Genomic DNA, 21,778 nt, shown 5'->3' on the forward strand with positions numbered 1-21,778 from the left:
TTTCGACGGGGCTACGGACGGTGTGCGTTCCGGAAAACCATACCGACCTTCTGTGGGGTTAGTGTCCGGCGACGATGCGGGTCGTGCTTTCGGCGTAGACCGGGCCGAGTCGGTCAAGACGTCCACTCCACGCCGTCAGCGCCAAGGCCGCCAACACCACCAGCCCGCCAATCCAGGCGGTATGGATCAGGCCCATGTGAGCCACGATCAAGCCGCCACCCCACGCGCCACCGGCAATGCCAAGGTTGAAGGCCGCGATGTTCAGCCCCGACGCCACGTCCACCGCATGCGGGGTGTGATGTTCGGCTTGACGCACCACATAGACTTGCAGCCCCGGCACGTTACCGAACGCGACTGCGCCCCAGACCAGCACGGTAGCCAGCGCCAGCCATGGGTTGCCAGCGGTAAAGGTCAACACGAACAGCACCGCCGCGAGCAAGGCAAAGATGATTTTCAGGGCGCTGATCGGGCCGCGCTTGTCCGCCAGTTTGCCGCCCCAGATGTTGCCGACCGCCACCGAGATGCCGTAGACCAGCAACACCAGGCTGACCGTGCTGGCGCTGAAGCCGGAGATGTCCTGGAGAATCGGCGCCAGGAAGGTAAAAGCGATGAACGAGCCGCCGTAACCGACCGCGGTCATGGCGTACACCAGCAGCAGACGTGGCTGCTTGAGCACCTGCAATTGCTGCAACAGCGAAGCCGGTTTGCTGTGGGCGATGTTTTCCGGCACGTAGAGCAGGCTGCCGATAAAGGCGATCACGCCCAAGGCGGACACGGCGAGGAAGGTTTCACGCCAGCCGAAATGCTGACCGATGAAGGTTCCCAGCGGTACGCCGGTGACCAGCGCCACGGTCAGGCCGGTAAACATGATAGCGATCGCACTGGCGGCTTTTTCCTTTGGCACCAGGCTGGTGGCGATGGTCGAGCCAATCGAGAAAAACACCCCGTGGGCGAGGCCGGTGACGATCCGCGCCAGGATCAGCGATTCGTAGCTGGGGGCTTTCCAGGCCAGCAGGTTGCCAAGGGTGAACAGCACCATCAGCGACAACAGCAGCAATTTGCGCGGGACTTTGCCGGTGAGGGCGGTCAGCACCGGGGCGCCAATGGCGACGCCCAGGGCGTAGAGACTGACCAGCAGGCCGGCGGACGGCAGGCTGACGCCGAGGTCGGCGCCGATGGTGGGTAACAGGCCAACGATGACGAACTCGGTCGTCCCGATGGCGAAGGCGCTGAGGGTCAGCGCGAGCAAGGCAATGGGCATGACTGCAACTCCGGTGGGTTTGATTGATGGAGCGCAGTGTCGGGGTTTGGGTTGTGCGGAAAAATAGAGGGGTGGGCATTTGATATTTGCGTGCAGGTCAAATATCTCGCGGGCAAATGAAACCCTGTGGCGAGGGAGCTTGCTCCCGCTCGGCTGCGCAGCAGTCGCAAATGCCATATCGCACGCTGTATCTGAGGAGCCAGGTTTGCAGGTTTTGGGGGGCGCTTCGCACCCCAGCGGGAGCAAGCTCCCTCGCCACAGGGGAACTTGCTGGCCGTTATCTCGGGGTGAAAACCGAACTTGCCCGCCATTTCCCGATCAGTTCCTTACAGACCCTTCCCAAGGAGCTTCCCGTTTTGCTCAAGTTCAAGACCGCGATACTGCTGGGGGCGTTGCTGTTTCTGGGCAGCAACGAGTTGGAAGCCGTCACGCTGCCGGGTGTCCCCGCCGCTGCCGAGGAGCCTGCTACGCCTGAACCGTTGGTCCAGGGCGGCCTGCTCGGGGCCATCAGCTCCAGCATCGACGACGTTCAGGACAAGCTCGACCTCAACGAAGACCTGGTCGATGCCTGGCGCCTGCGGGCGGACCGGGCGGCGAATGAGGTGGATAAACTGGTCAATCGACCTTCTAACCGTTCCGGCTGGAGCGTGATTGGCGACTTCCTGATGCTGTCCGGCGTCTGGCTCGGCAGCTTTGCCTTGCTCACCGTGCTCGGCGGGATACTCGCCAAACGCTTGAATCAGGGCCGCTTTCTGCGAACCCGCCAGCGCAGTCAGGACCTGCTCAATTATGTGTTGCCTTACACTCTACCGGCCCTGATCTGCTTGCCGTTGACCCTTTACGTCAGCCATTTCCTGCCTGCCTCGGTGGGCCGTGCGCTGGCGCTGTGTTTCGCCTACGCCACCAGCAGCGGCATTTTTTCTACCTCGATGCTGCTCTGCGTGATTGTCATGTTCAACACCGGCCACAAGCGCACGGCGGTGCAGATCATCCGCGATTTCTGCCCACGACCGCTGTTCCTGATCGGTTTCCTTGCCGCGCTCAGCGATGCGCTGACCAGCCCGCAGATCGCCCGGCAACTGGGCGGTAACATCACCAGCAGCGCTGCCGTGCTCACCGGTTTTTTCGTCTCGATCATCTTCGGCTTATTGGTGATTCGATTGAGGCGCCCGGTGGCGCATCTGATCCGTAACCGGCCCTTGGCCCAGCGCCTCAAACAGCCGTCGCTGCAGGAATCCCTGCGGATCTTTTCCGGGCTCTGGTACTGGCCGATCCTGCTGATGGTGATGGTTTCGGCGATCAACCTGCTCGGCGTCGGCGATGACAATCAGAAGGCGCTGCGCTGTGCGTTGTTCACCACTATCCTGCTGATCGCCACGGTGTTTCTCAGCACGATTTTCCAGCACATGTTCAAGTCGCGCCAGGTTGAAGCGATCCAGCGCAGCAGCGCTTACAAGGAGCGTTTTCTCAGTCTGCTGCATGCGCTGCTACGAATCATCATGGCCGTGGCTTTCATCGAAATCCTTGGGCGGATCTGGGGCGTGTCGCTGTTCGAATTCGCCGAGCAAAACAAGGTAGGGCGGGCGATCAGTGATTCGTTGAGCAGCATGGGGCTGATCTTTCTGGTGACCTGGTTGCTGTGGGTGGTGCTCGATACGGCGATCCAGGAAGCGCTGAAACCACCGGTCAACAAACGCACGACGCAGCCGAGTACGCGGGTCAAAACCATCCTGCCGCTGCTGCGCAACGCAATCAAAATCATCCTGGTGGTGATCTGCGCAATTACCACCATGGCCAACCTTGGGATCAACGTTGCGCCGTTGCTGGCGGGTGCCGGGGTGGTCGGCCTGGCCATCGGTTTTGGTTCGCAGCAATTGGTGCAGGACGTGATCACCGGGTTGTTCATCATCATCGAAGACACGCTGTCGATCGGCGACTGGGTGGTGCTCGACTCCGGCCATGCCGGGACGGTCGAAGGCCTGACCATCCGCACCTTGCGCCTGCGGGACGGCAAGGGTTTCGTGCACTCGGTGCCGTTCGGGCAGATCAAGGCCGTGACCAACCAATCGCGGCAGTTTGCCTATGCGTTTTTCTCGGTGCAGTTCACCTACGACACCGATGTCGACAAAGCGATCGAACTGATCCGTGAGGCGGGGGATTCGATCCGCGAGGACGCGTTTCTCAAGTACAACCTGCAAGGGCCACTGGATGTGTTTGGCGTCGACAAAATGGACCTCAACGGCGTGGTGCTGACGGCGCAGTTCCGCACGGTGTCGGGGGGGCAATATGCGGTGAGCCGGGCATTTAACCAACGGTTGAAGAAGCTTGTGGATAACAGCCCGTGCGTGCATTTCGCGCAGACTTATCCACAGCAGGTTTTGATGCCGAGGCAGGCGATGGCCGGGCAGGAAGACGACGGGCCGGCGCCGGAGAATTCGCCGGTGTTGTTACCGGATCAGCCGCGTACTCAATAACACCGCAAACCTTGTAGGCGCGAGGCTTGCCCGCGAAGTGCGCACCGCGGTGTATCAGTAGAACAGTGTCTTCGTTCTTCGCGGGCAAGCCTCGCTCCTACAGGGGATTGTGGCGGATCAGCTTGCTGTGTAATTCAGCAGCCGATTGCTGATCCAGCTCGACCCAGAAAACCTGCTTGCCGGCAATCTCGGCCGCCGCCGGCAACCCATCTCGATACACTAGCCGATTACTCGCCAACGCCGGCACCTTCGCTCCGGGCAGTAACGTCCCGGCAAGGTTCAGCGGATCAACCCCGCATACCGCGATCAAACTCCCGTCATGCGGTCGGCGCCGGACTTCGCGCAGCAATGGAATGGCCTCAGGCAACGCAAATTGCTCGCCAGCCAAACCGCTGACAAACCGTCCACCGCGAATCTCCCCCCTAGCCTCCAGCCGATGGAACGTGCGCAGCAATTCCCGCCAACTCGGCAACCAATCCGCTTCCCGTTCCAGCAAGCGCCAGAACACCACGCCGTAGCGTCTCAGCAACGTCATGGCGATGTGTTCCAGGGTGTCGCTCGGCGTCGGCGTCGGGCGCTTGTTATCCACAACCGGCGCGGCAGGACCACGTCGCAGCAAGGCCCAGCGCCCGGCATCGTCCATCCCGCCGACAAACGCCCCACGCCCACGTCGGCTGCTGCGGTTCTGTCGCTTGCTGGCCGGGGTGATCAGCGCTCGCAGGCCGGCGAAACTGTCGGCGTTCACCAGTCCGGCGCCGACCAGTTCCTGCAAGGCGATTTCCAGCTCGGTGCGCAGCAGGTGCGCCTCGTGAATCAGCTCATCGAAAAACAGCGCGCCATGTTGGCTGAGTGCTTCGTAGACCTTTTGCGTTTTGGGCGACAGTTCGCTGACCGGGGTCTGCTCGGTCAGGCTGCTCCACAACCCGACCTGGCTGCGCGGTAGCAGCAGAATCGGTGTACTGCGCAACGCCGTGCCGGCCGTCTTGTTGCGCGCGGTCAGGCGGGTCCAGACTAGCTTGCCGCTGCGGCACAGGTCGTCCAGCCAACTTGCCGAATAGCCTTTGATCCGCATCGGCAGAATGTCGCTGTCCCAGGCTGAAGCGGCAGCGGGATAGCCTTCGAACTGCGCGACGATGGCCGGCAGCACCGCGTTGCCCTGGCCTTGCGTCGCGGCGGACAAGTGCTGCCAGTCGAACAGAAAGCGCATGAAATCCTGCAACGCCACCGGTTCGATTTCCCGTCGCAGACGCTTGACCGTGTAGCGATGAATCCGCGCCAGCAGGTGCCGCTCACACCATTCGTCCTCGATGGCGCCAGGGGTGAATTGACCACGCAGCACATAACCTTCGCGCTCCAGTTGCGCCAGCGCTTGGGTGACTTCAATGGCCGGCAATCCCAAAGGTTCGGCAATCGCTTGCAACGGCAGTGGGCCAAACGCACTGAGCCGCGCGCGAATCACTTCCAGCACGGCTTCGTCCGTTTCCCAGACCTCATCAAATCCCGGTAGCGCCTCCAGCGGAGGCAGCAAATCTGCCTGTGGATAAATCGCCCGCAGGCAGGTCAGACGCTCCAACGCCAACCACAGCGATTGCCCGGCATTGAGCTGCAAACGGCTGGTGCGACCGCTTGCAGCGAGGACGTTGAGCCAGTCGAGCCAATGCGCATTGGCCTGTGCCTCGGCATCGGTGATGCACGCCAGGCTCATCAAGGCTTCGTGCATTTCATCGACGCCTGTCGGGGCTGGCCAGGCTTCGTCGCGCACCGCTTGAATCGCTTCGGCATCCAGCGCACCGAGGTCGTCGGTGGACTGCGGGTCGGTCCAGCGCCGGTTGAGCACCGCTTGGGTGCGGCGTTCTTCCAGCGGCGCATCGTCGAGAAAGGTATAGGGGCGGGCGCTGAGGATTTCTGCTGCCAGCGGCGAGGGCGCCGGCAAATCGCGGCTGATCAGTCGGACGTCGCCGCTTTCCATACGCCGCAACAACGCCAGCCAGCCTTCGCTGTCCATGGCCTCGTGCAGGCAATCGTCGAGGGTTTGCTCCACCAGCGGATGCTCGGGCACTTCGCGTTCACCGGCGAGGTTTTCCACGCAGGCAATCTGATCGGGAAACACGCTGGCGATCAGGTCTTCGCTTTTCATGCGCTGGATCTGCGGCGCGACTTTGCGCCCTCCGGTGTAACGCGGCAGCGCCAGTGCGACCCCGGCGTTCCAGCGCCAGCGCACGCCGAACAGCGGCGCATCGAGTATCGCCTGTATCAACAGGTGCTCGGCGGTGTTGCTGTGAACATAGCGCCAGACGTCGTCGAGTTCGAAGCTGTGGCTGGTGGACAGCGACAGCACGATTGCGTCTTCGCTGGCGGCGGCCTGCAATTCGAAGTTGAAGGTGCGGCAGAACCGCTTGCGCAAGGCCAGGCCCCAGGCGCGGTTGATGCGACTGCCGAACGGCGAGTGGATGATCAGTTGCGTGCCGCCGGATTCGTCGAAAAACCGTTCCATCAGCAGCGTGTCTTGCGAGGGCAGGGCGCCCAATGTCAGGCGTGCGCGGGCCAGGTAATCCACCAGTTGCTCGGCGCTGGCGAGGTTCAGGCCGAGGGTGTCGGTCAGCCAGTCGATGGCCGGTTGCAAGTTACCCGGTGTGGCGCCGAGCAGGTCATCGAGCTGCGCTTGCAGGCGCGCGACGGCGAATGACAATTCAGCGCTGCGTCCCGGTGCTTCCCCAAGCCAGAACGGAATGGTCGGCGGCTGGCCCTGAGCATCTTCGACCCGGACCTTGCCGGTTTCGACGCGCAGGATCCGGTACGACGTATTGCCCAACTGGAAGATATCCCCGGCGATGCTTTCCACGGCAAAATCTTCGTTGACGCTGCCGATGTTCAGCCCCTGAGGCTCCAGCAGCACGCTGTAATCGGCGTTGTCCGGAATCGTTCCGCCGCTGGTCACCGCCGTCAGTTTGCTGCCCCGACGACCGCGCAACGTGCGGGTCACGGCGTCGCGGTGCAGGTAGGCGCTGCGAATCCCCTGGCGACCGTTGTAGCCCTCGGCGAGCATATTCAGCAGCGCCTGGTAATGCTTTTCGTCGAGGTCGGCGTAGGGCGAGGCTTTGCGGAACATCTCCAGTAAGGCCTGCTCCCGCCATTCCTGGCAGCTGACTTCGGCGATGATCTGCTGCGCCAAGACATCCAGCGGCGCCTTGGGAATCTGCAGGGTGTCGAGTTCGCCACGGCGCACGCAGTCGAGCAGGGCGGCGCATTCGATCAAGTCATCGCGGGTGGTGGCGAACAAACGGCCCTTGGGCGTGCCGCCGACCTGGTGCCCGGAGCGGCCGACCCGTTGCAGAAAACCGGCAATCGAGCGCGGCGAGGCGATCTGGCACACCAGGTCGACGTCGCCTATGTCGATCCCCAGCTCCAGCGAGGCCGTGGCGATCAGCACTTGCAGCTCGCCGCGCTTGAGCCGCTGTTCCGCGTCGAGGCGAAACTCCTTGGCCAGGCTGCCGTGGTGCGCGGCGACGGCCTCCTTGCCGAGGCGTTCGCTCAAGTGCCGGCTCAAGCGTTCGGCCAGGCGTCGGGTGTTGACGAAAATCAGCGTGGTGCGGTGTTCGCGGGCAAGGGCGGCGAGGCGGTCGTAGACCCGTTCCCAGACATCGTTGGCCATCACTGCCGAGAGCGGCACTGGCGGCACTTCGATGTCCAGATCCCTTGGGCGGGCGTGACCGATGTCGATGATTTCGCACTCGCGGTCACGGCCCACAAGGAAGCGCGAGACCGCTTCGATGGGTTTTTGCGTGGCAGACAGGCCTATCCGCATCAGCGGGACCGCGCACAGCGCCTGCAGTCGTTCGAGGCTCAAGGCCAAATGGCTGCCGCGTTTGCTGGCGGCGATGGCGTGGATTTCGTCGACGATCACCGTGCGCGTGGTACCGAGCATCTGCCGGCCGGAATCGGAACCAAGCAGCACGTAGAGGGACTCCGGGGTGGTCACCAGAATGTGCGGCGCTGTTCGGCGCATGGCCGAGCGGTCTTTTTGCGGCGTATCGCCGGTGCGCACGGCGGTGTTGATCTGCAATTCGGGCAGGCCCATGACGCGCAATTGCTCGGTGATGCCGGCCAGCGGGTTTTGCAGGTTGATCTGGATGTCGTTGGACAGGGCTTTGAGCGGTGAGACGTAGACCACCAGGGTTTCGTCGGGCAACCCGCCTTCATTTTTCAGGCCGCGATGGACCAGGTCGTCAATGACCGCGAGGAAGGCCGTGAGGGTTTTGCCGGACCCGGTGGGCGCGGCGATCAGGGTCGAGCGGTGCTGGCGGATCAACGGCCACGCCCGGGCCTGGGCGGCGGTGACCGTCGGGAAGGTATTGCTGAACCAGGCGCTGACGGCGGGGTGGAAGCCTGCCAGGGCCGCGTCCGTGGGGATGGGCAGATTCATTGGGTAATTTATGCGGGTGGGGGACTGAAGATGCAAGTACCGCTCAAGACCTTCATTGTTTCCAATGGCCTCATCGCGAGCAGGCTCGCTCCCACATTGGATTTGTGTGCGCCGCAGCCCCCTGTGGGAGCGAGCCTGCTCGCGATGGGGTCGGGACAGGCACCACAAATCCCGGGGATCTACACTTTACGGATGACGGTTGCGCACTAAACCCGCAAAATGCAACGATTCCGGCAACTATCAACGACATCGCCCACGGGCGCTGTCGATAAAGCCATCGTTCCAATCAGACTGGGCCTGCTGACTCTATGCGAATGCGCCTTATGTTACTGGGCGGCGGAAATGCCCTTGGGCAGGCGCTGATTCGCCTCGGTGCGGAGGAAGACATCGGTTTCCTCGCCCCCCGCCCACCGCAAGACGGCTGGGATGCCGCGAGCCTGACGCAACTGCTCGACGACACCCGCCCGGACGCGTTGATCAATCTCGCCTACTACTTCGACTGGTTTCAGGCGGAGACGGTCAGCGAACAGCGTCTGGCCGGGCAGGAGCGGGCGATCGAGCGTCTGGCCGAACTGTGCCAGCATCACAACATCGTGCTGCTGCAACCGTCGAGCTATCGCGTGTTCGACGGCTCCCGGGCGACCGCCTACAGCGAAAAAGACGAACCGGTGCCATTGGGCTTGCGCGGTCAGGCCTTGTGGCGGATCGAACAAAGCGTGCGCGCTACCTGCCCGCAACACGTGCTGTTGCGTTTCGGCTGGCTGCTCGATGACAGCCCCGACGGCACACTCGGGCGCTTCCTCGGTCGCGCCGAACAGCCTGAAGAATTGCTGATGGCCGACGACCGCCGGGGCAACCCGACTCCGGTCGACGACGCGGCGCGGGTGATCATTTCGGTACTCAAGCAGCTCGATTGTGCGGCGCCGCTGTGGGGCACCTATCATTACGCCGGGCATGAGGCGACCACGCCGCTGGCGCTGGGGCAGGCGATCCTGACCGAAGCCCGCAGCCTGCATCCGCTGGCCATCGAAGCGCCGACCGCCCAGGCTCACGCCGCGCGCCCGGACGCCGCCGAAGAGCCGCAACACGCGGTGCTGGCCTGCAAGAAAATACTGCACACCTTCGGAATCAAGCCCCGCGCCTGGCGCGCGGCACTCCCGGGCTTACTGGATAGGTTCTATCGCCATGGCTGACGGCCCTGTTTTAATCACCGGCGGCGCCGGTTTTATCGGCTCGCACCTGACCGATGCCTTGCTTGCCAAAGGCCATTCGGTGCGAATTCTTGATGACTTGTCCACCGGCAAACGCAGCAACCTGCCGCTGGACAATCCCAAGGTCGAACTCGTTGTGGGTGACGTCGCCGATGCTGCGCTGGTGGCCCAGGCCATGCTCGGTTGCAGCGCCGTGGCGCATCTGGCCGCGGTGGCGTCAGTGCAGGCCTCGGTGGACGATCCGGTGAAGACTCACCGCAGCAATTTCATCGGCTCGCTGAATGTCTGCGAAGCCATGCGTCAGGCTGGCGTCAAGCGAGTGCTGTACGCCTCCAGCGCGGCGGTCTACGGCAACAATGGCGAAGGCGAGTCGATCGATGAAGACACGCCCAAGGCGCCATTGACACCGTATGCGTCGGACAAACTGGCCAGCGAGTATTACTTCGATTTCTACCGTCGCCAGCATGGTCTGGAGCCGGTGATTTTCCGCTTCTTCAACATTTTCGGCCCGCGTCAGGATCCATCCTCGCCGTATTCCGGCGTGATCAGTATTTTCAGCGAGCGCGCGCAGAAAGGCCTGCCGATCACCGTGTTTGGCGATGGCGAGCAGACACGCGATTTCGTCTACGTTGAAGATTTGGTGGATTTGTTGGTGCAAGCCATCGAGCAACCGCAGGTCGAAGTCGGCGCGGTCAATGTTGGCTGGAACCAGGCAACTTCTCTCAAGCAAATGCTTGAGGCGCTGGAGGTGGTGGTCGGTCAATTGCCCCCGGTGAGTTACGGCCCGGCACGTTCCGGTGACATCCGCCACTCGCGAGCGAACAATCGGCGGTTGCTGGAGCGGTTTACCTACCCTGAGCAGACACCGATGAATGTTGGCTTGGCGCGGTTGTTGGGACGATAGATCGTTCCCACCACGGAGCGTGGGAACGATCATGAAAAAGGCGCCTTTCGAGGCGCCTTTTTTGTGTGTGTGGGTTTAGAACTTGTAACCCAGACCAACCATGTAGATGAACGGGTCGACGTCCACATCGACCTTGGCACGAGTACCCGGCGCCACGGCGTTGTTTTCCACGGTCGCCGTGGTGTCGATGTCGATGTAGCGCACCTGGGCGTTGAGCATGATGTTGTCGGTGATCATGTAGTCAGCACCAACCTGAAACGCCATGCCCCAAGAGTTATCCGCCTTGAAATTGCTGAAGCCGTTGGCTTGTGCTTCGCTGCCGACGTGCTCGTCGTAGATCCAGGTGTAGTTGATGCCGGCGCCGACATATGGCTGGAATACAGACTTCGCGTCCAGTGGGTAGTACACAACGCTCAGGGTTGGCGGCAGGTGTTTCAGGGTGCCGAGTTTGCCGTTGGCTGCGCCCAGGGCGGTGCCTTTGATCTTCACGTCATGCTCGAATGGCGAGGCGGCGAGCAGTTCGATCCCCCAGTGGCTGTCGATCATGTAAGCGAAGTTCAGACCCAGTTGCGTGTCGCTGCTCATGGTCGCCTTGCCACCCAGGTCGGCGCCGGCCAGAGGGCCTTGATCGACCTTGACGCTGGAGCTGTCGGCTTTCGGGTTGACGGTGATTGCACCGGCACGAACCAGGATGTCACCGGCTTCGTGGGCGTAAGCGAGCGGGGCTGCGAGCGCGACGGCAAACAGCGAAGCGCTGAGCAAGGACTTGTGCATAGGAGCTCCAAAGGACGTTAAAAATATTCGATGTCCAATGGTACGGAGGCGTCTGATACGGTCTTTTGACTCAGCTCAATGAAACAGTGATGGCCTTGTTTTTGTTGTGCGGCAGATGGCCTCATCGCGAGCAGGCTCGCTCCCACAGAGATTTGGTGATCCCCTGTGGTAGCAAGCCTGCTCGCGATAGCTATCGATCAAGCAATACAGAATCGCCGGATTCACTCCGGCAATTCATACACGTAAATCTTGTCCGCCTCCATCTGATACCCCGCGTCCGCCAACTCGCTGGTCGACGCTTTGACCTGCAACGCGCCCTCGATCCAGTACGGCTGATACAGCTCATCCAGCTTCACGCCCACTTCGCTTTTCACGTGCACGATTTGGTTCGACGGCGGTGGCGGCACATGGATGCAGGCGCCGAAATACGGCACCAGCAAAAACTCCGTGGTACGACCTTCCTCGCTCACTTCCAGCGGCACGATGTAACCCGGCAAGCGAATGTTCTGCCCGTCGAGGTTTTTCACCACAGGTGCATTGGGCATGTCTTGTTTGGCGGCGGGCGCCGATTCCAGCGCGCTGCTCATCTGCGACAGGTCGTGCAGCGGTGTCATGTTCGGCACTTCCGGTGCGGCGTCCGGCGGGATCATTTCCGACCAGGTCAGCTCTTTCGGCTCGGCCGCCCACAGCGGCAGGGCGACCAGCATCAACAGCGCAAGCAGAGCGCGGGGCATCATTAACGTCCTCATAGTCGGATCGACAGGCCATCGGCCAGGGATTGGCGATACGCGCGCCACGCCGGCACGCTGCCCATCAGCAACGCGGCGATCAGGATGCCACCGAGCAGCGTCCATTCATACTCGCTGGGCCAGGCGAGTGGCAGGTACAAACCGTAATTGGCTTGCACATAGCCTTGGGCGAGGGCGATGCCCACATACAAAAGCCCCAGCCCGGCCATTACGCCGGCCAGCGCCAAGGCAAACGCCTCCAGCACCAGCAACGTCGCAATGTGCCAGGGCCGGGCGCCGACCGAGCGCAGAATCGCCATCTCGCGCCGTCGTTCGTTGAGGCTGGTGAGAATCGCTGTGAGCATGCCGATCAGACCGGTCAGCACCACAAACAGCGACACCACGAACAAGGCTTTTTCCGCCGTGCTCATCAAACTCCACAGCTCTTGCAGCGCCACACCGGGCAGGATCGCCAACATCGGCTCGCCACGGAATTCGTTGATCTCGCGCTGCACGGCGAACGTCGAAATCTTGCTGTTGAGGCCGAGCATGAAGGCGGTGATCGCTTGTGGCGTCAGGTCCATGTTGCGTGCCTGATCGGCGCTGATCCGGCCTTTGCCCTGGGCCGGCACGCCGTTGTGCCAGTCGACGTGAATCGCTTCCATGCCGCCGAGGCTGATGTGCAGCGTGCGGTCCACCGGGGTGCCGGTGCGTTTGAGAATGCCGACTACGGTGAACGGTTTGTCGTCGTGCTTGACCAGGCTGATCACTGCCACGCCGTGGGCCAGAACCAGTTTGTCGCCGAGTTTGTAATGCAGCGCATCGGCCACTTCGGCGCCGAGCACCACTTCGAACGGATCGCTGGCGAAGGCGCGGCCATCGGCCACTTCGAGGTGCTGTTGATGCCCGTATTGGTAGTGCTCGAAGTACGCCTCGGTGGTGCCCATCACGCGATAACCGCGATGGGAATCGCCGAGGGACATCGGGATCGCCCACTTCACTTTCGGGTTGTTGGCGAAGTGTTCGAAGCTGTCCCAACGAATGTTGTTGGTGGCGTTGCCGATGCGGAACACCGAGTACAGCAACAGGTTCACCGAACCGGAACGCGCGCCGACGATCAGGTCGGTGCCGCTGATGGTGCTGGCGAAACTGGCCTTGGCTTCGGTGCGCACCCGTTCCACGGCCAACAGCAGGCAGACCGACAGGGCAATGGCGAACGCGGTGAGGATCGCGGTAAAGCGGCGGTTAGCCAGGCTGGCCAGGGCTAGACGAAACAAATACATCTCAGACCTCGAACGGGGTGGCGGCGCGATTGAGTTCGGCCAGCGACAGATGGCGATCGAACAGCGGCGCGAGGCTTTGATCGTGGCTGACAAACAACAGGCTCGAGCCGGCTTCACGGCATTCGGCGAACAGCAGGCGAATGAAGTTTTCGCGAGCGTCGTAGTCCAGGGCCGAGGTCGGTTCGTCGGCGATCACCAGCTCCGGCTGACCAATCAACGCGCGCGCGGCGGCGACCCGTTGCTGCTGGCCGATGGACAGCGAATCGGCGCGGCGGCTGAGGAGGCTTTCATCCTTCAGACCCAAGTGAGCCAGCAAAGTGGCGGCGGCCTGGTCGACGCTGCCGTGGCGCTGTTTCGCCCGCTCGGCGCGCAGTTTGGAAAAGTGGCAGGGCAACTCGACGTTCTCGCGCACCGAGAGAAACGGCAGCAGGTTGAACTGCTGGAAGATATAGCCGGTGTGATCGACGCGAAAGCGGTCACGCGCGCCGGCGCCGAGTTCGGTCAGCTCCTGGCCCAGCAGGCGGATGCTGCCGCGATCGGGTTTCTGAACGCCCCCAAGCAGGCCAAGCAGGGTGGTCTTGCCACTACCGCTGGGGCCTTTGAGGAACAGGGTTTCGCCGGGCTCCAGGCGAAACGCCGGGATGTCCAGCAGCGGCGGGTGACCGGGCCAGCTGAAGCCCAGGTCGGACAGTTCGATGAGTGCTTGGGTCATAGCGCCGATTTCATGGGTTTTGGGTACTTGTCTCAATGTCACATCCAACACCGATCCCTGTAGGCGCGAGGCTTGCCCGCGAAGAGGCCATCTCATTCAACAGAGATGTTGACTATTAGAATGCCTTCGCGGGCAAGCCTCGCTCCTACAGGGGCGGTGGTGAATTCAGAACTTGAGAGCGGCAGCCTTGGCCGTCACTTCAACCCCTTGCTGCCCGCTCGGGCTGATCAGCTGTACCTGAATCTTCTGAGTGGCTGGGAAAGTGTTGAAGATATTGGCCAAGTCCAGGGTTTTCAGCGCGCCCGGGGCTGAGCAGGTGAATTGGTAATGGGCGTGGATTTCGCTGTGGTCGTGATGATGTTCGTCTTTGGCATCGTGATCGTCATCAGCATCCGGCTTGTCACCGAACAACGGGCTTTCCAGTTCCTGGGTCGCCACTACGCAACCGGCGGCTTTCGGCAAGTTGAACAGTGCCAACGGTTTCTCAAGCTGCGCACGAGCGGCGGCCACTTTGGCCTTGTCGGCGTCAGTGGTGGCAGCGTGTTCGAAGCCCACCAGGTTCATCGCCGGGCTTTCCAGCTCCAGCTCCAGGGTCTGACCGTCCAGCGCTGCATTCAGGCGAGCGACGCCATGTTCGTGGGCGCTGAGGCTGCCGTGTTCATGGTCATGATCATGTTCTTCAGCCGCGTGGGCGACGGTCAGCGGCAACAGGGCGAACGGCAGAGCGAGCAGCAGACGGCGCATGGCGGGTCTCCGAAAGTAAAATGAAGAGTTTGTTATGTAATCTTATAACGAAAGTGCGGGGAGTTTGACCGTCTGCTTGGCGTTGCGCAAGTCACATGGGAGCATGCTCGTCAGAAATGTGCAGGAGCAGACTTATGTTGCGTATACGCGGAAGCATCGGCGACTGGCCGGTGGATTTGACGCTGGAGATGGACGACGGCGATTGGGCGCGGCTTGGTGCGCAGTTGCAGGTGGTCAAGCCTGAGGCCAGTGACGCCCCGGCCAAGCCGGTGAATCAGGATGATGCGCTGTGGCAAATCGCCAAGGATTTGCTGCGCAAGGCCGGGCAATTGAGCGGGCCGGATCTGCTGGATCAGTTGGAAGGACTGACCGGCAGCGCGGCGTCGGGCAAGCGCTTGCTGGTGCGTTTGCGTCATTGCACGGATGTGAAGGTGTCGAGCGGCGGGGATACGCCGCTCTATAGCTGGATCAACGCAGGTTAATAAAGCGCAGCAAACAACTTGCGGCGGTAGGTGGTCACCAACGGGTGATCATTGCCCAGCAATTCGAACACCTGCAGCAAGGTCTTGTGCGGCAAGCCTTCGCTGTAGCTGCGATTGCGGACGAACAGCTTCAGCAGCGCATCCAGCGCGGCGTCGTACTGCTGGCGGGCCAGTTGCTGGATCGCCAGTTGATACACCGCTTCATCGTCCTGCGGGTTTTTCGCCAGGCGCGCTTTCAGGTCTGCGGCATCCGGCAAATCCTTGGCCTGGCCAAGGAACTGGATTTGCGCCTTGGCGCCGGCCAGTGCCGCTTTGTGCTCGTCGCTTTTCACTGCGTCGAGCACGGTTTGCGCTTCGCCCAGTTCGCCCCGTTCCGTCAGGCAACGGGCGTAGAGGATCAAGGCGGCAGCGTTGGTGTTGTCTTCGCCCAGCAGCACTTTGAGCGCGGCTTCGGCATCGGCGAAACGGCTGTCGTCGAACAGGGCCTGGGCGTGTTCGAATGGATCGGCCGCTGCGGGTGGCGGCATTTGCACATGAGGCTCAAGCATCGCCCGCACGGCGGACTCAGGCTGCGCACCGGCAAAACCGTCCACTGGCTGACCGTCCTTGAACAACACCACGGTCGGCAGGCTGCGAATGCCGAAGCGGGCGACGATGTCCTGTTCGAGATCGCAGTTGACCTTGGCCAGCAGCAATTCGCCCTGGTAGCTCTCGGCAATGGTTTGCAGCAGCGGCATCAGCGATTTGCACGGCGCACACCATTCGGCCCAGAAATCCACCAGCACCGGTTTGTGGAAAGAGTTCTCGATCACCGACTGGTCGAAATCGGCGGTCGTGGCGTCGAAGATGTACGGCGTTTCCTGACTCATGGGGGATCTCGTAAAAGCGTGAATGGGGCAACTATAAGGCTTGGCAGGGTATCGCTGAAAGTGTGGGCGGTCTGACAGGGCGCTTTCGCGGGCAAGTCGGATCGTCGCACTGCTCGTTCCTGCAGGCCCACGCCGATTTGAAGACCGACGCCGAACCTGTAGGAGCGAAGCTTGCTCGCGAAGCTTTTAGCGGCGCCGCGCGTGGTAGAGGCTCACATGCCGAAACTCTTCAGGCTCGGCCAGATCCGGCAGGGTCATCGCTTCCAGCATTTCGATACGTTGATAGAGCGGATGCCTGAAATCTCTCACCCGCGAATCCGCCACCAACGCTTCCTGGCCCCGGCTCAAAAACTCATCAAGCAACGGCAGGTTCGCCCGGTCATACAAAACGTCGGCCACCAGAATCAGATCAAACCGATCCGCTTCGGCGAAAAAATCCGTCGAGTAGTTGAGGTGTACGCCATTGAGTTCAGCATTCGCCCGACACGCGGCAATCGCCAGCGGGTCGAGGTCACAGGCCACCACTTCCAGCGCGCCGGCCTTTACTGCCGCAATCCCCGCCACACCGGAGCCAGCACCGAAATCCAGCACCCGCTTGCCTTCGACCCATTCAGGGAATGCGGCGAGATAGCGGGCAACCGCCAGGCCGCTGGCCCAGCAGAAACTCCAGTAGGGCGGTTCATGCAGAATCCGCCGGGTTTCTTCCGGGCTGAACGCGCGGTCCATGTTATCGCCGTCGATCAGCCAGAGTTTCAGCTCGGTATCGGGCAACGCAACAGGCACAAGCTGCGCATCACCGAGCAATTCACCCAACGCCCGTTGCAGGTCGAGCGGTGCAATCATGGGGCTTTGACGAATTGCAGCTGACCCAAGGCCTGGGTCGTCGGCTGGGTAATGACCTGCGAAGGCAGGTGCAAAATCAACTGGCCGGACTGGCTGGCGCGACCGCGCAATTCAACGCGAACGCCGGCAGGGAACGATTCCGGGTTGAAGCGCAGGTGAAACGGCAGAAGCTGATTGGTGCCGATCAGGCTCGAACTGGCGAGCAATTGTTGCGGGCGGTCCTGGGCATCGATCACCAGCAGCGCCAGTTCAACTTCGGCGCCGGCCGGTATGCCTTGCAGGGTGCCGCTCAGTTCACGCTGATAGGCGGGCAGCGGGCCGAGGTTGGCGGACTCCTTGGCTTTTTTCTGCGCGGCCTGTGGGGCGGGCCCTGGTGTTGGCGGCTGGGGCTTGGGCGCATCACTGCTGCAGGCCACCAGCAGGCTGAAAACACTGAGCAATACGAGTGGTCTTAGGGACATTTGCGGCTCCAGCAAGGTGAAATCCATGGATCAGGCTCTATAGCCAGTCTGTATACCGTAAACCCTATGTCTTGTCTTGCCACGGGGATGCGCTACCATGGCCCTCCCTTTTTTTGTTGCCTGCCACCATGCACTGTCCCTTCTGCGGTGCCAACGACACCAAGGTCATCGACTCGCGTCTGGTCGCCGAGGGCGAACAGGTGCGCCGCCGGCGTGAATGCCTGGCCTGCGGCGAGCGTTTCACGACGTTCGAGACCGCCGAACTGGTGTTGCCGCGCCTGATCAAAACCGACGGTAGCCGTCAGCCCTTCGATGAAGAAAAACTTCGCGCGGGCATGCAGCGTGCGCTGGAGAAGCGCCCGGTGAGTGTCGAGCGCCTCGAATCGTCGCTGGTGCATATCAAACACAAACTGCGCGCCACCGGCGAGCGCGAGGTCAAATCCCTCGTGGTCGGTGAACTGGTGATGGCCGAGCTGCAAAAGCTCGACGAAGTCGCCTACATTCGTTTCGCCTCCGTGTATCGGCGCTTCCAGGACCTCAACGAGTTCCGGGAAGAGATCGATCGCCTGGCCCGTGAGCCGGTGAAAGAATGACCACGTCCCCCGAACAAGCCATCCTCGACGCCCATTACATGGCCCGCGCCCTGGAACTGGCGCGCAAAGGCCATTACACGACACACCCCAACCCTCGCGTTGGCTGCGTGATCGTGCGTGACGGGCAGATTGTCGGCGAAGGCTGGCATGTGCGCACCGGCGAGCCCCACGCTGAAGTCCACGCACTGCGTGCCGCAGGCGACAAGGCTCGAGGTGCCACCGCTTACGTGACCCTCGAACCGTGCAGCCACCACGGCCATACGCCGCCTTGCGCCGATGCGCTGGTGAATGCTGGCCTTGCGCGGGTCGTCGCAGCGATGCAAGACCCGAACCCGTCGGTGGCCGGTCGCGGCCTGCAGCGCCTGGCCCAGGCCGGCATCGCCATCGAAAGTGGCGTGCTGGAAGGCGAGGCGCGCAAGCTTAATGAAGGCTTCCTGAAGCGCATGGAACACGGCTTGCCGTTCGTGCGGGTCAAGTTGGCCATGAGCCTGGACGGTCGCACGGCGATGGAAAGCGGCGAGAGCCAATGGATCACCGGCCCGGCCGCACGTTCGGCGGTGCAACGCCTGCGGGCGCAGGCCAGCGTGGTGCTGACCGGCGCCGACACGGTGCTGGCGGACAACGCCCGCTTGACCGTGCGTGCCGATGAGCTGGGCCTGGACGCCGAACAAACGGCCCAGGCCATGAGCCGTCCGCCGCTGCGCGTGCTGATCGACGGCCGTCTGCGAGTGCCGCTGGATGCACCGTTTTTCAAGGCCGGTCCGGCATTGGTCGCCACCTGTATGGCGATTGAAGAGCAGTACGCGAACGGCCCGGAATGCCTGATCGTGGCGGGCGACGATGGTTTGGTTGACCTGCGAAAATTGCTGGTCGAACTCGCTGCACGCGGGGTTAACGAAGTGTTGGTTGAGGCAGGCCCACGTCTGGCCGGGGCTTTTGCCCAGCAAGGTCTGGTGGATGAGTTCCAGATTTTCATCGCCGGCAAGTTCCTCGGCTCCTCGGCACGGCCGCTGCTGGACTGGCCGATCGCGCAAATGAAGGATGCGCCTGAGCTCAAAATCACCGAAATTCGCGCGGTTGGCGATGACTGGCGAGTCATCGCCATTCCTGCGCCAGCGGCGAGCGTATAATTCCCGGCCTGCGCCACGCGACGGCCTTGTTCTCGAGGAGAACTCCATGTTTACCGGCATCATCGAATCCATCGGCAGTATTCGTGCATTGACCCCAAAAGGCGGTGATGTGCGGGTCCACGTAGAAACCGGCAAGCTCGATTTGAGCGACGTCAAACTGGGCGACAGCATCGCGGTCAACGGCGTGTGCCTGACGGCGGTTGAGCTGCCGGGCAACGGCTTTGCGGCGGACGTCAGTCGCGAAACCCTCGACTGCACCGCCATGAACGACCTGAAAAGCGGCAGCCCGGTGAACCTGGAAAAAGCCCTGACCCCGACCACTCGCCTCGGCGGGCACCTGGTCAGCGGTCACGTCGATGGCGTGGGTGAAGTGGTTTCGCGTACCGAGAATGCGCGCGCCGTGGAATTCCGCATCCGTGCGCCGAAGGACCTGGCCAAGTACATTGCCCATAAAGGCTCGATCACCGTCGACGGCACCAGCCTGACCGTGAACGCGGTCGATGGCGCCGAGTTCATGCTGACGATCATTCCGCACACCCTGAGCGAAACCATCATGGCGTCATACCAGCCAGGTCGCCGGGTAAACCTTGAAGTTGACTTGCTGGCACGTTATCTGGAGCGCCTGTTGCTGGGCGACAAGGCCGCAGAGCCAACCTCCGGAAACATCACCGAAAGCTTTCTGGCCGCCAACGGCTACCTCAAATCCTGACCCAAGGGGGTGCCTTGTGGCGCTCAATAGCATCGAAGAACTGGTTGAAGACATCCGCCAAGGCAAGATGGTCATCCTCATGGATGACGAAGACCGCGAGAACGAAGGCGACCTGATCATGGCCGCCGAGTGCTGCAAGGCCGAACACATCAACTTCATGGCCAAGCACGCCCGTGGCCTGATCTGCATGCCGATGAGCCGCGAGCGTTGCGAGCTGCTCAAGCTGCCCTTGATGGCGCCGCGCAACGGTTCCGGCTTCGGCACCAAGTTCACCGTGTCCATCGAAGCGGCCGAAGGCGTGACCACCGGTATTTCCGCTGCCGACCGCGCACGCACCGTGCAAGCGGCTGCGGCGAAAGACGCCAAGGCTGAAGACATCGTCAGCCCCGGCCACATTTTCCCGCTGATGGCCCAGGCCGGCGGTACCCTGGCCCGCGCTGGCCACACCGAAGCGGCGTGCGACCTGGCGCGCATGGCCGGTTTCGAGCCAAGCGGCGTGATCTGCGAAGTGATGAACGACGACGGCACCATGTCCCGTCGCACCGAGCTCGAAGCCTTCGCGGCCGAACACAACATAAAGATCGGCACCATTGCCGACCTGATTCACTACCGGATGATCCACGAACGTACCGTTCAGCGGATTGCCGAGCAGCCTTTGGACAGCGAACTGGGCCAGTTCAACCTGGTGACCTATCGTGATTCCGTGGAAGGTGACGTGCACATGGCCCTGACCCTGGGCACCGTGTGCGCCGAAGAACCGACCCTGGTTCGCGTGCACAACATGGACCCGCTGCGCGACCTGTTGATGGTCAAGCAACCGGGCCGCTGGAGCCTGCGCGCCGCCATGGCCGCGGTGGCCGAGGCCGGCAGCGGCGTGGTGCTGTTGCTCGGTCACCCGCTGGATGGCGACGTATTGCTGGCGCACATCCGTGAAACCGCGGATCAGGCCATCGTGAAAAAACCGACCACCTACAGCATCGTCGGTGCCGGTTCGCAGATCCTTCGGGACCTGGGCGTGCGCAAAATGCGCTTGATGTCTGCGCCAATGAAATTTAATGCGATATCCGGTTTCGATCTGGAAGTTGTAGAATACGTGCCCTCCGAATAATGACCGGTTGTTTCCAGTCCTTGATTCGCGGCTAACACATCACCGAGGGATGCGTAGAAAACGCGTCCCGGCTCTTTAAGAGATCTAACGAATGACCCTGAAGACCATCGAAGGTACCTTCATCGCCCCTAAAGGCCGCTACGCTCTGGTAGTGGGCCGCTTCAACAGCTTCGTCGTTGAAAGCCTGGTCAGCGGTGCAGTTGATGCCCTGGTTCGCCACGGCGTGAGCGAAAGCGACATCACCATCATCCGCGCGCCTGGCGCCTTCGAAATCCCGCTGGTTGCGCAGAAAGTCGCTCAGAAGGGCGAGTACGCGGCAATCATCGCCCTGGGCGCGGTCATTCGTGGCGGTACTCCGCATTTCGAATACGTGGCTGGCGAATGCACCAAGGGCCTGGCCCAGGTGTCCATGGAGTTTGGCGTTCCAGTCGCATTTGGCGTGCTGACCGTTGATTCCATCGAGCAAGCCATCGAACGTTCCGGCACCAAGGCCGGTAACAAAGGCGCCGAAGCTGCCCTGTCCGCTCTGGAAATGGTCAGCCTGCTGGCGCAGTTGGAGGCCAAGTGATTAGCGACGAAAGTGATCGTTTCAACCCGCGCGATCCAAAGCCTGCGGATGCCGGCAAGCCATCGAAAAGCGTCAAGCGTCGCGAAGCCCGTCAGCTCGCGACCCAAGCGCTGTACCAATGGCACATGGCCAAGCAGTCGCTGAACGAGATCGAAGCGCAGTTTCGGGTCGATAACGATTTCAGCGATGTCGATGCCGCGTACTTCCACGACATCCTGCACGGCGTTCCGGCCAACAAGCCTGAAATCGACGCTGCACTGACGCCGTGCCTGGACATCACCATCGAAGAGCTGGACCCGGTTGAACTGGCTGTTCTGCGCCTGTCGACCTGGGAACTGCTCAAGCGCGTCGACGTGCCGTACCGCGTTGTGATCAACGAAGGTATCGAGCTGGCGAAAGTCTTCGGTTCCACCGATGGCCACAAATTCGTCAACGGCGTACTCGACAAGCTGGCCCCGCGTCTGCGTGAAGCTGAAGTGAAGGCGTTCAAGCGCTAATCGG

At 61.9% G+C, this 21,778-nt stretch carries 20 protein-coding genes; 10 read left to right on the forward strand and 10 right to left on the reverse strand.

The genetic code is table 11. The annotated features are described in order from the left end of the window. Positions 1 to 58 precede the first annotated feature (58 nt). On the reverse strand, positions 59 to 1,261 hold the full coding sequence (locus tag AC1ROI_RS16030) for an MFS transporter (RefSeq protein ID WP_102593806.1): 1,203 nt from the start codon (positions 1,259 to 1,261) through the stop codon (positions 59 to 61). 356 nt (positions 1,262 to 1,617) lie between these two features. Here AC1ROI_RS16030 and AC1ROI_RS16035 point away from each other — a divergent pair, with 356 nt between their 5' ends. Further along, the gene (locus tag AC1ROI_RS16035) at positions 1,618 to 3,735 is read left to right on the forward strand and encodes a mechanosensitive ion channel domain-containing protein (protein WP_010467308.1); all 2,118 of its coding nucleotides are present in this window, start codon (positions 1,618 to 1,620) and stop codon (positions 3,733 to 3,735) included. Between the two features lie 97 nt (positions 3,736 to 3,832). Here AC1ROI_RS16035 and AC1ROI_RS16040 read toward each other — a convergent pair whose 3' ends face one another. Further along, entirely contained in the window at positions 3,833 to 8,158 is a 4,326-nt protein-coding gene (locus tag AC1ROI_RS16040; protein WP_102593807.1) for a DEAD/DEAH box helicase, read from the reverse strand. A 308-nt stretch (positions 8,159 to 8,466) separates the two neighbouring features. Here AC1ROI_RS16040 and AC1ROI_RS16045 point away from each other — a divergent pair, with 308 nt between their 5' ends. Next, entirely contained in the window at positions 8,467 to 9,351 is an 885-nt protein-coding gene (locus tag AC1ROI_RS16045; RefSeq protein ID WP_010467310.1) for a sugar nucleotide-binding protein, read from the forward strand. Further along, on the forward strand, positions 9,344 to 10,273 hold the full coding sequence (locus AC1ROI_RS16050; protein WP_010467311.1) for an NAD-dependent epimerase/dehydratase family protein: 930 nt from the start codon (positions 9,344 to 9,346) through the stop codon (positions 10,271 to 10,273). Before AC1ROI_RS16045 ends, AC1ROI_RS16050 begins: the two co-directional genes overlap by 8 nt. A gap of 75 nt (positions 10,274 to 10,348) precedes the next feature. Here AC1ROI_RS16050 and AC1ROI_RS16055 read toward each other — a convergent pair whose 3' ends face one another. The 5 genes from AC1ROI_RS16055 to AC1ROI_RS16075 all read right to left on the reverse strand — a co-directional run bounded on the left by AC1ROI_RS16055 (position 10,349) and on the right by AC1ROI_RS16075 (position 14,514). Next, on the reverse strand, positions 10,349 to 11,047 hold the full coding sequence (locus tag AC1ROI_RS16055) for an OmpW/AlkL family protein (RefSeq protein ID WP_010467312.1): 699 nt from the start codon (positions 11,045 to 11,047) through the stop codon (positions 10,349 to 10,351). Positions 11,048 to 11,268: 221 nt separating this feature from the next. Next, on the reverse strand, positions 11,269 to 11,781 hold the full coding sequence (locus tag AC1ROI_RS16060) for a DUF3299 domain-containing protein (RefSeq protein ID WP_102593826.1): 513 nt from the start codon (positions 11,779 to 11,781) through the stop codon (positions 11,269 to 11,271). An 11-nt stretch (positions 11,782 to 11,792) separates the two neighbouring features. Beyond that, on the reverse strand, positions 11,793 to 13,058 hold the full coding sequence (locus AC1ROI_RS16065) for an ABC transporter permease (protein ID WP_102593808.1): 1,266 nt from the start codon (positions 13,056 to 13,058) through the stop codon (positions 11,793 to 11,795). A 1-nt stretch (position 13,059) separates the two neighbouring features. After that, complete coding sequence (locus AC1ROI_RS16070) at positions 13,060 to 13,770, reverse strand: ABC transporter ATP-binding protein (RefSeq protein ID WP_010467315.1); 711 nt, start codon at positions 13,768 to 13,770, stop codon at positions 13,060 to 13,062. A 165-nt stretch (positions 13,771 to 13,935) separates the two neighbouring features. Then, positions 13,936 to 14,514 (reverse strand): DUF2796 domain-containing protein, encoded by a 579-nt coding sequence (locus AC1ROI_RS16075; RefSeq protein ID WP_077749239.1) that lies wholly within the window; start codon positions 14,512 to 14,514, stop codon positions 13,936 to 13,938. Between the two features lie 134 nt (positions 14,515 to 14,648). Here AC1ROI_RS16075 and AC1ROI_RS16080 point away from each other — a divergent pair, with 134 nt between their 5' ends. Beyond that, positions 14,649 to 14,996 carry a hypothetical protein gene (locus AC1ROI_RS16080; RefSeq protein WP_102593809.1) on the forward strand — a complete coding sequence of 116 codons (348 nt, stop codon included), beginning with the start codon at positions 14,649 to 14,651 and terminating at the stop codon, positions 14,994 to 14,996. Here the strand turns inward: AC1ROI_RS16080 and trxA are convergent. The 3 genes from trxA to AC1ROI_RS16095 all read right to left on the reverse strand — a co-directional run bounded on the left by trxA (position 14,993) and on the right by AC1ROI_RS16095 (position 17,169). After that, complete coding sequence (gene trxA, locus AC1ROI_RS16085; protein WP_077749238.1) at positions 14,993 to 15,865, reverse strand: thioredoxin; 873 nt, start codon at positions 15,863 to 15,865, stop codon at positions 14,993 to 14,995. The two genes, AC1ROI_RS16080 and trxA, sit on opposite strands and share 4 nt — an antisense overlap. Before the next feature lie 186 nt (positions 15,866 to 16,051). Further along, positions 16,052 to 16,708, reverse strand: coding sequence for a class I SAM-dependent methyltransferase (locus tag AC1ROI_RS16090; RefSeq protein ID WP_102593810.1), 657 nt, complete (start codon positions 16,706 to 16,708; stop codon positions 16,052 to 16,054). Continuing rightward, positions 16,705 to 17,169, reverse strand: coding sequence for a YbaY family lipoprotein (locus AC1ROI_RS16095; protein WP_042932997.1), 465 nt, complete (start codon positions 17,167 to 17,169; stop codon positions 16,705 to 16,707). Before AC1ROI_RS16095 ends, AC1ROI_RS16090 begins: the two co-directional genes overlap by 4 nt. Positions 17,170 to 17,297: 128 nt before the next feature. Here AC1ROI_RS16095 and nrdR point away from each other — a divergent pair, with 128 nt between their 5' ends. From nrdR to nusB, 6 genes are all read left to right on the forward strand, one after another. After that, on the forward strand, positions 17,298 to 17,762 hold the full coding sequence (gene nrdR, locus AC1ROI_RS16100) for a transcriptional regulator NrdR (RefSeq protein WP_003228656.1): 465 nt from the start codon (positions 17,298 to 17,300) through the stop codon (positions 17,760 to 17,762). Next, positions 17,759 to 18,892 (forward strand): bifunctional diaminohydroxyphosphoribosylaminopyrimidine deaminase/5-amino-6-(5-phosphoribosylamino)uracil reductase RibD, encoded by a 1,134-nt coding sequence (ribD, locus tag AC1ROI_RS16105; RefSeq protein ID WP_102593812.1) that lies wholly within the window; start codon positions 17,759 to 17,761, stop codon positions 18,890 to 18,892. Before nrdR ends, ribD begins: the two co-directional genes overlap by 4 nt. Before the next feature lie 46 nt (positions 18,893 to 18,938). Beyond that, positions 18,939 to 19,601 (forward strand): riboflavin synthase, encoded by a 663-nt coding sequence (locus tag AC1ROI_RS16110; protein WP_010467322.1) that lies wholly within the window; start codon positions 18,939 to 18,941, stop codon positions 19,599 to 19,601. A 16-nt stretch (positions 19,602 to 19,617) separates the two neighbouring features. Continuing rightward, complete coding sequence (gene ribBA / locus AC1ROI_RS16115) at positions 19,618 to 20,709, forward strand: bifunctional 3,4-dihydroxy-2-butanone-4-phosphate synthase/GTP cyclohydrolase II (protein WP_010467323.1); 1,092 nt, start codon at positions 19,618 to 19,620, stop codon at positions 20,707 to 20,709. Positions 20,710 to 20,800: 91 nt separating this feature from the next. Further along, a complete protein-coding gene (ribH, locus tag AC1ROI_RS16120; protein ID WP_003185938.1) occupies positions 20,801 to 21,277 on the forward strand; it encodes a 6,7-dimethyl-8-ribityllumazine synthase in 477 nt (158 codons plus the stop codon). After that, positions 21,274 to 21,774 carry a transcription antitermination factor NusB gene (gene nusB, locus AC1ROI_RS16125; protein ID WP_077749235.1) on the forward strand — a complete coding sequence of 167 codons (501 nt, stop codon included), beginning with the start codon at positions 21,274 to 21,276 and terminating at the stop codon, positions 21,772 to 21,774. Before ribH ends, nusB begins: the two co-directional genes overlap by 4 nt. The last annotated feature ends 4 nt before the right edge of the window (positions 21,775 to 21,778 follow it).

This window comes from Pseudomonas sp. GW823-FHT02C02 (genome assembly GCF_058797635.1).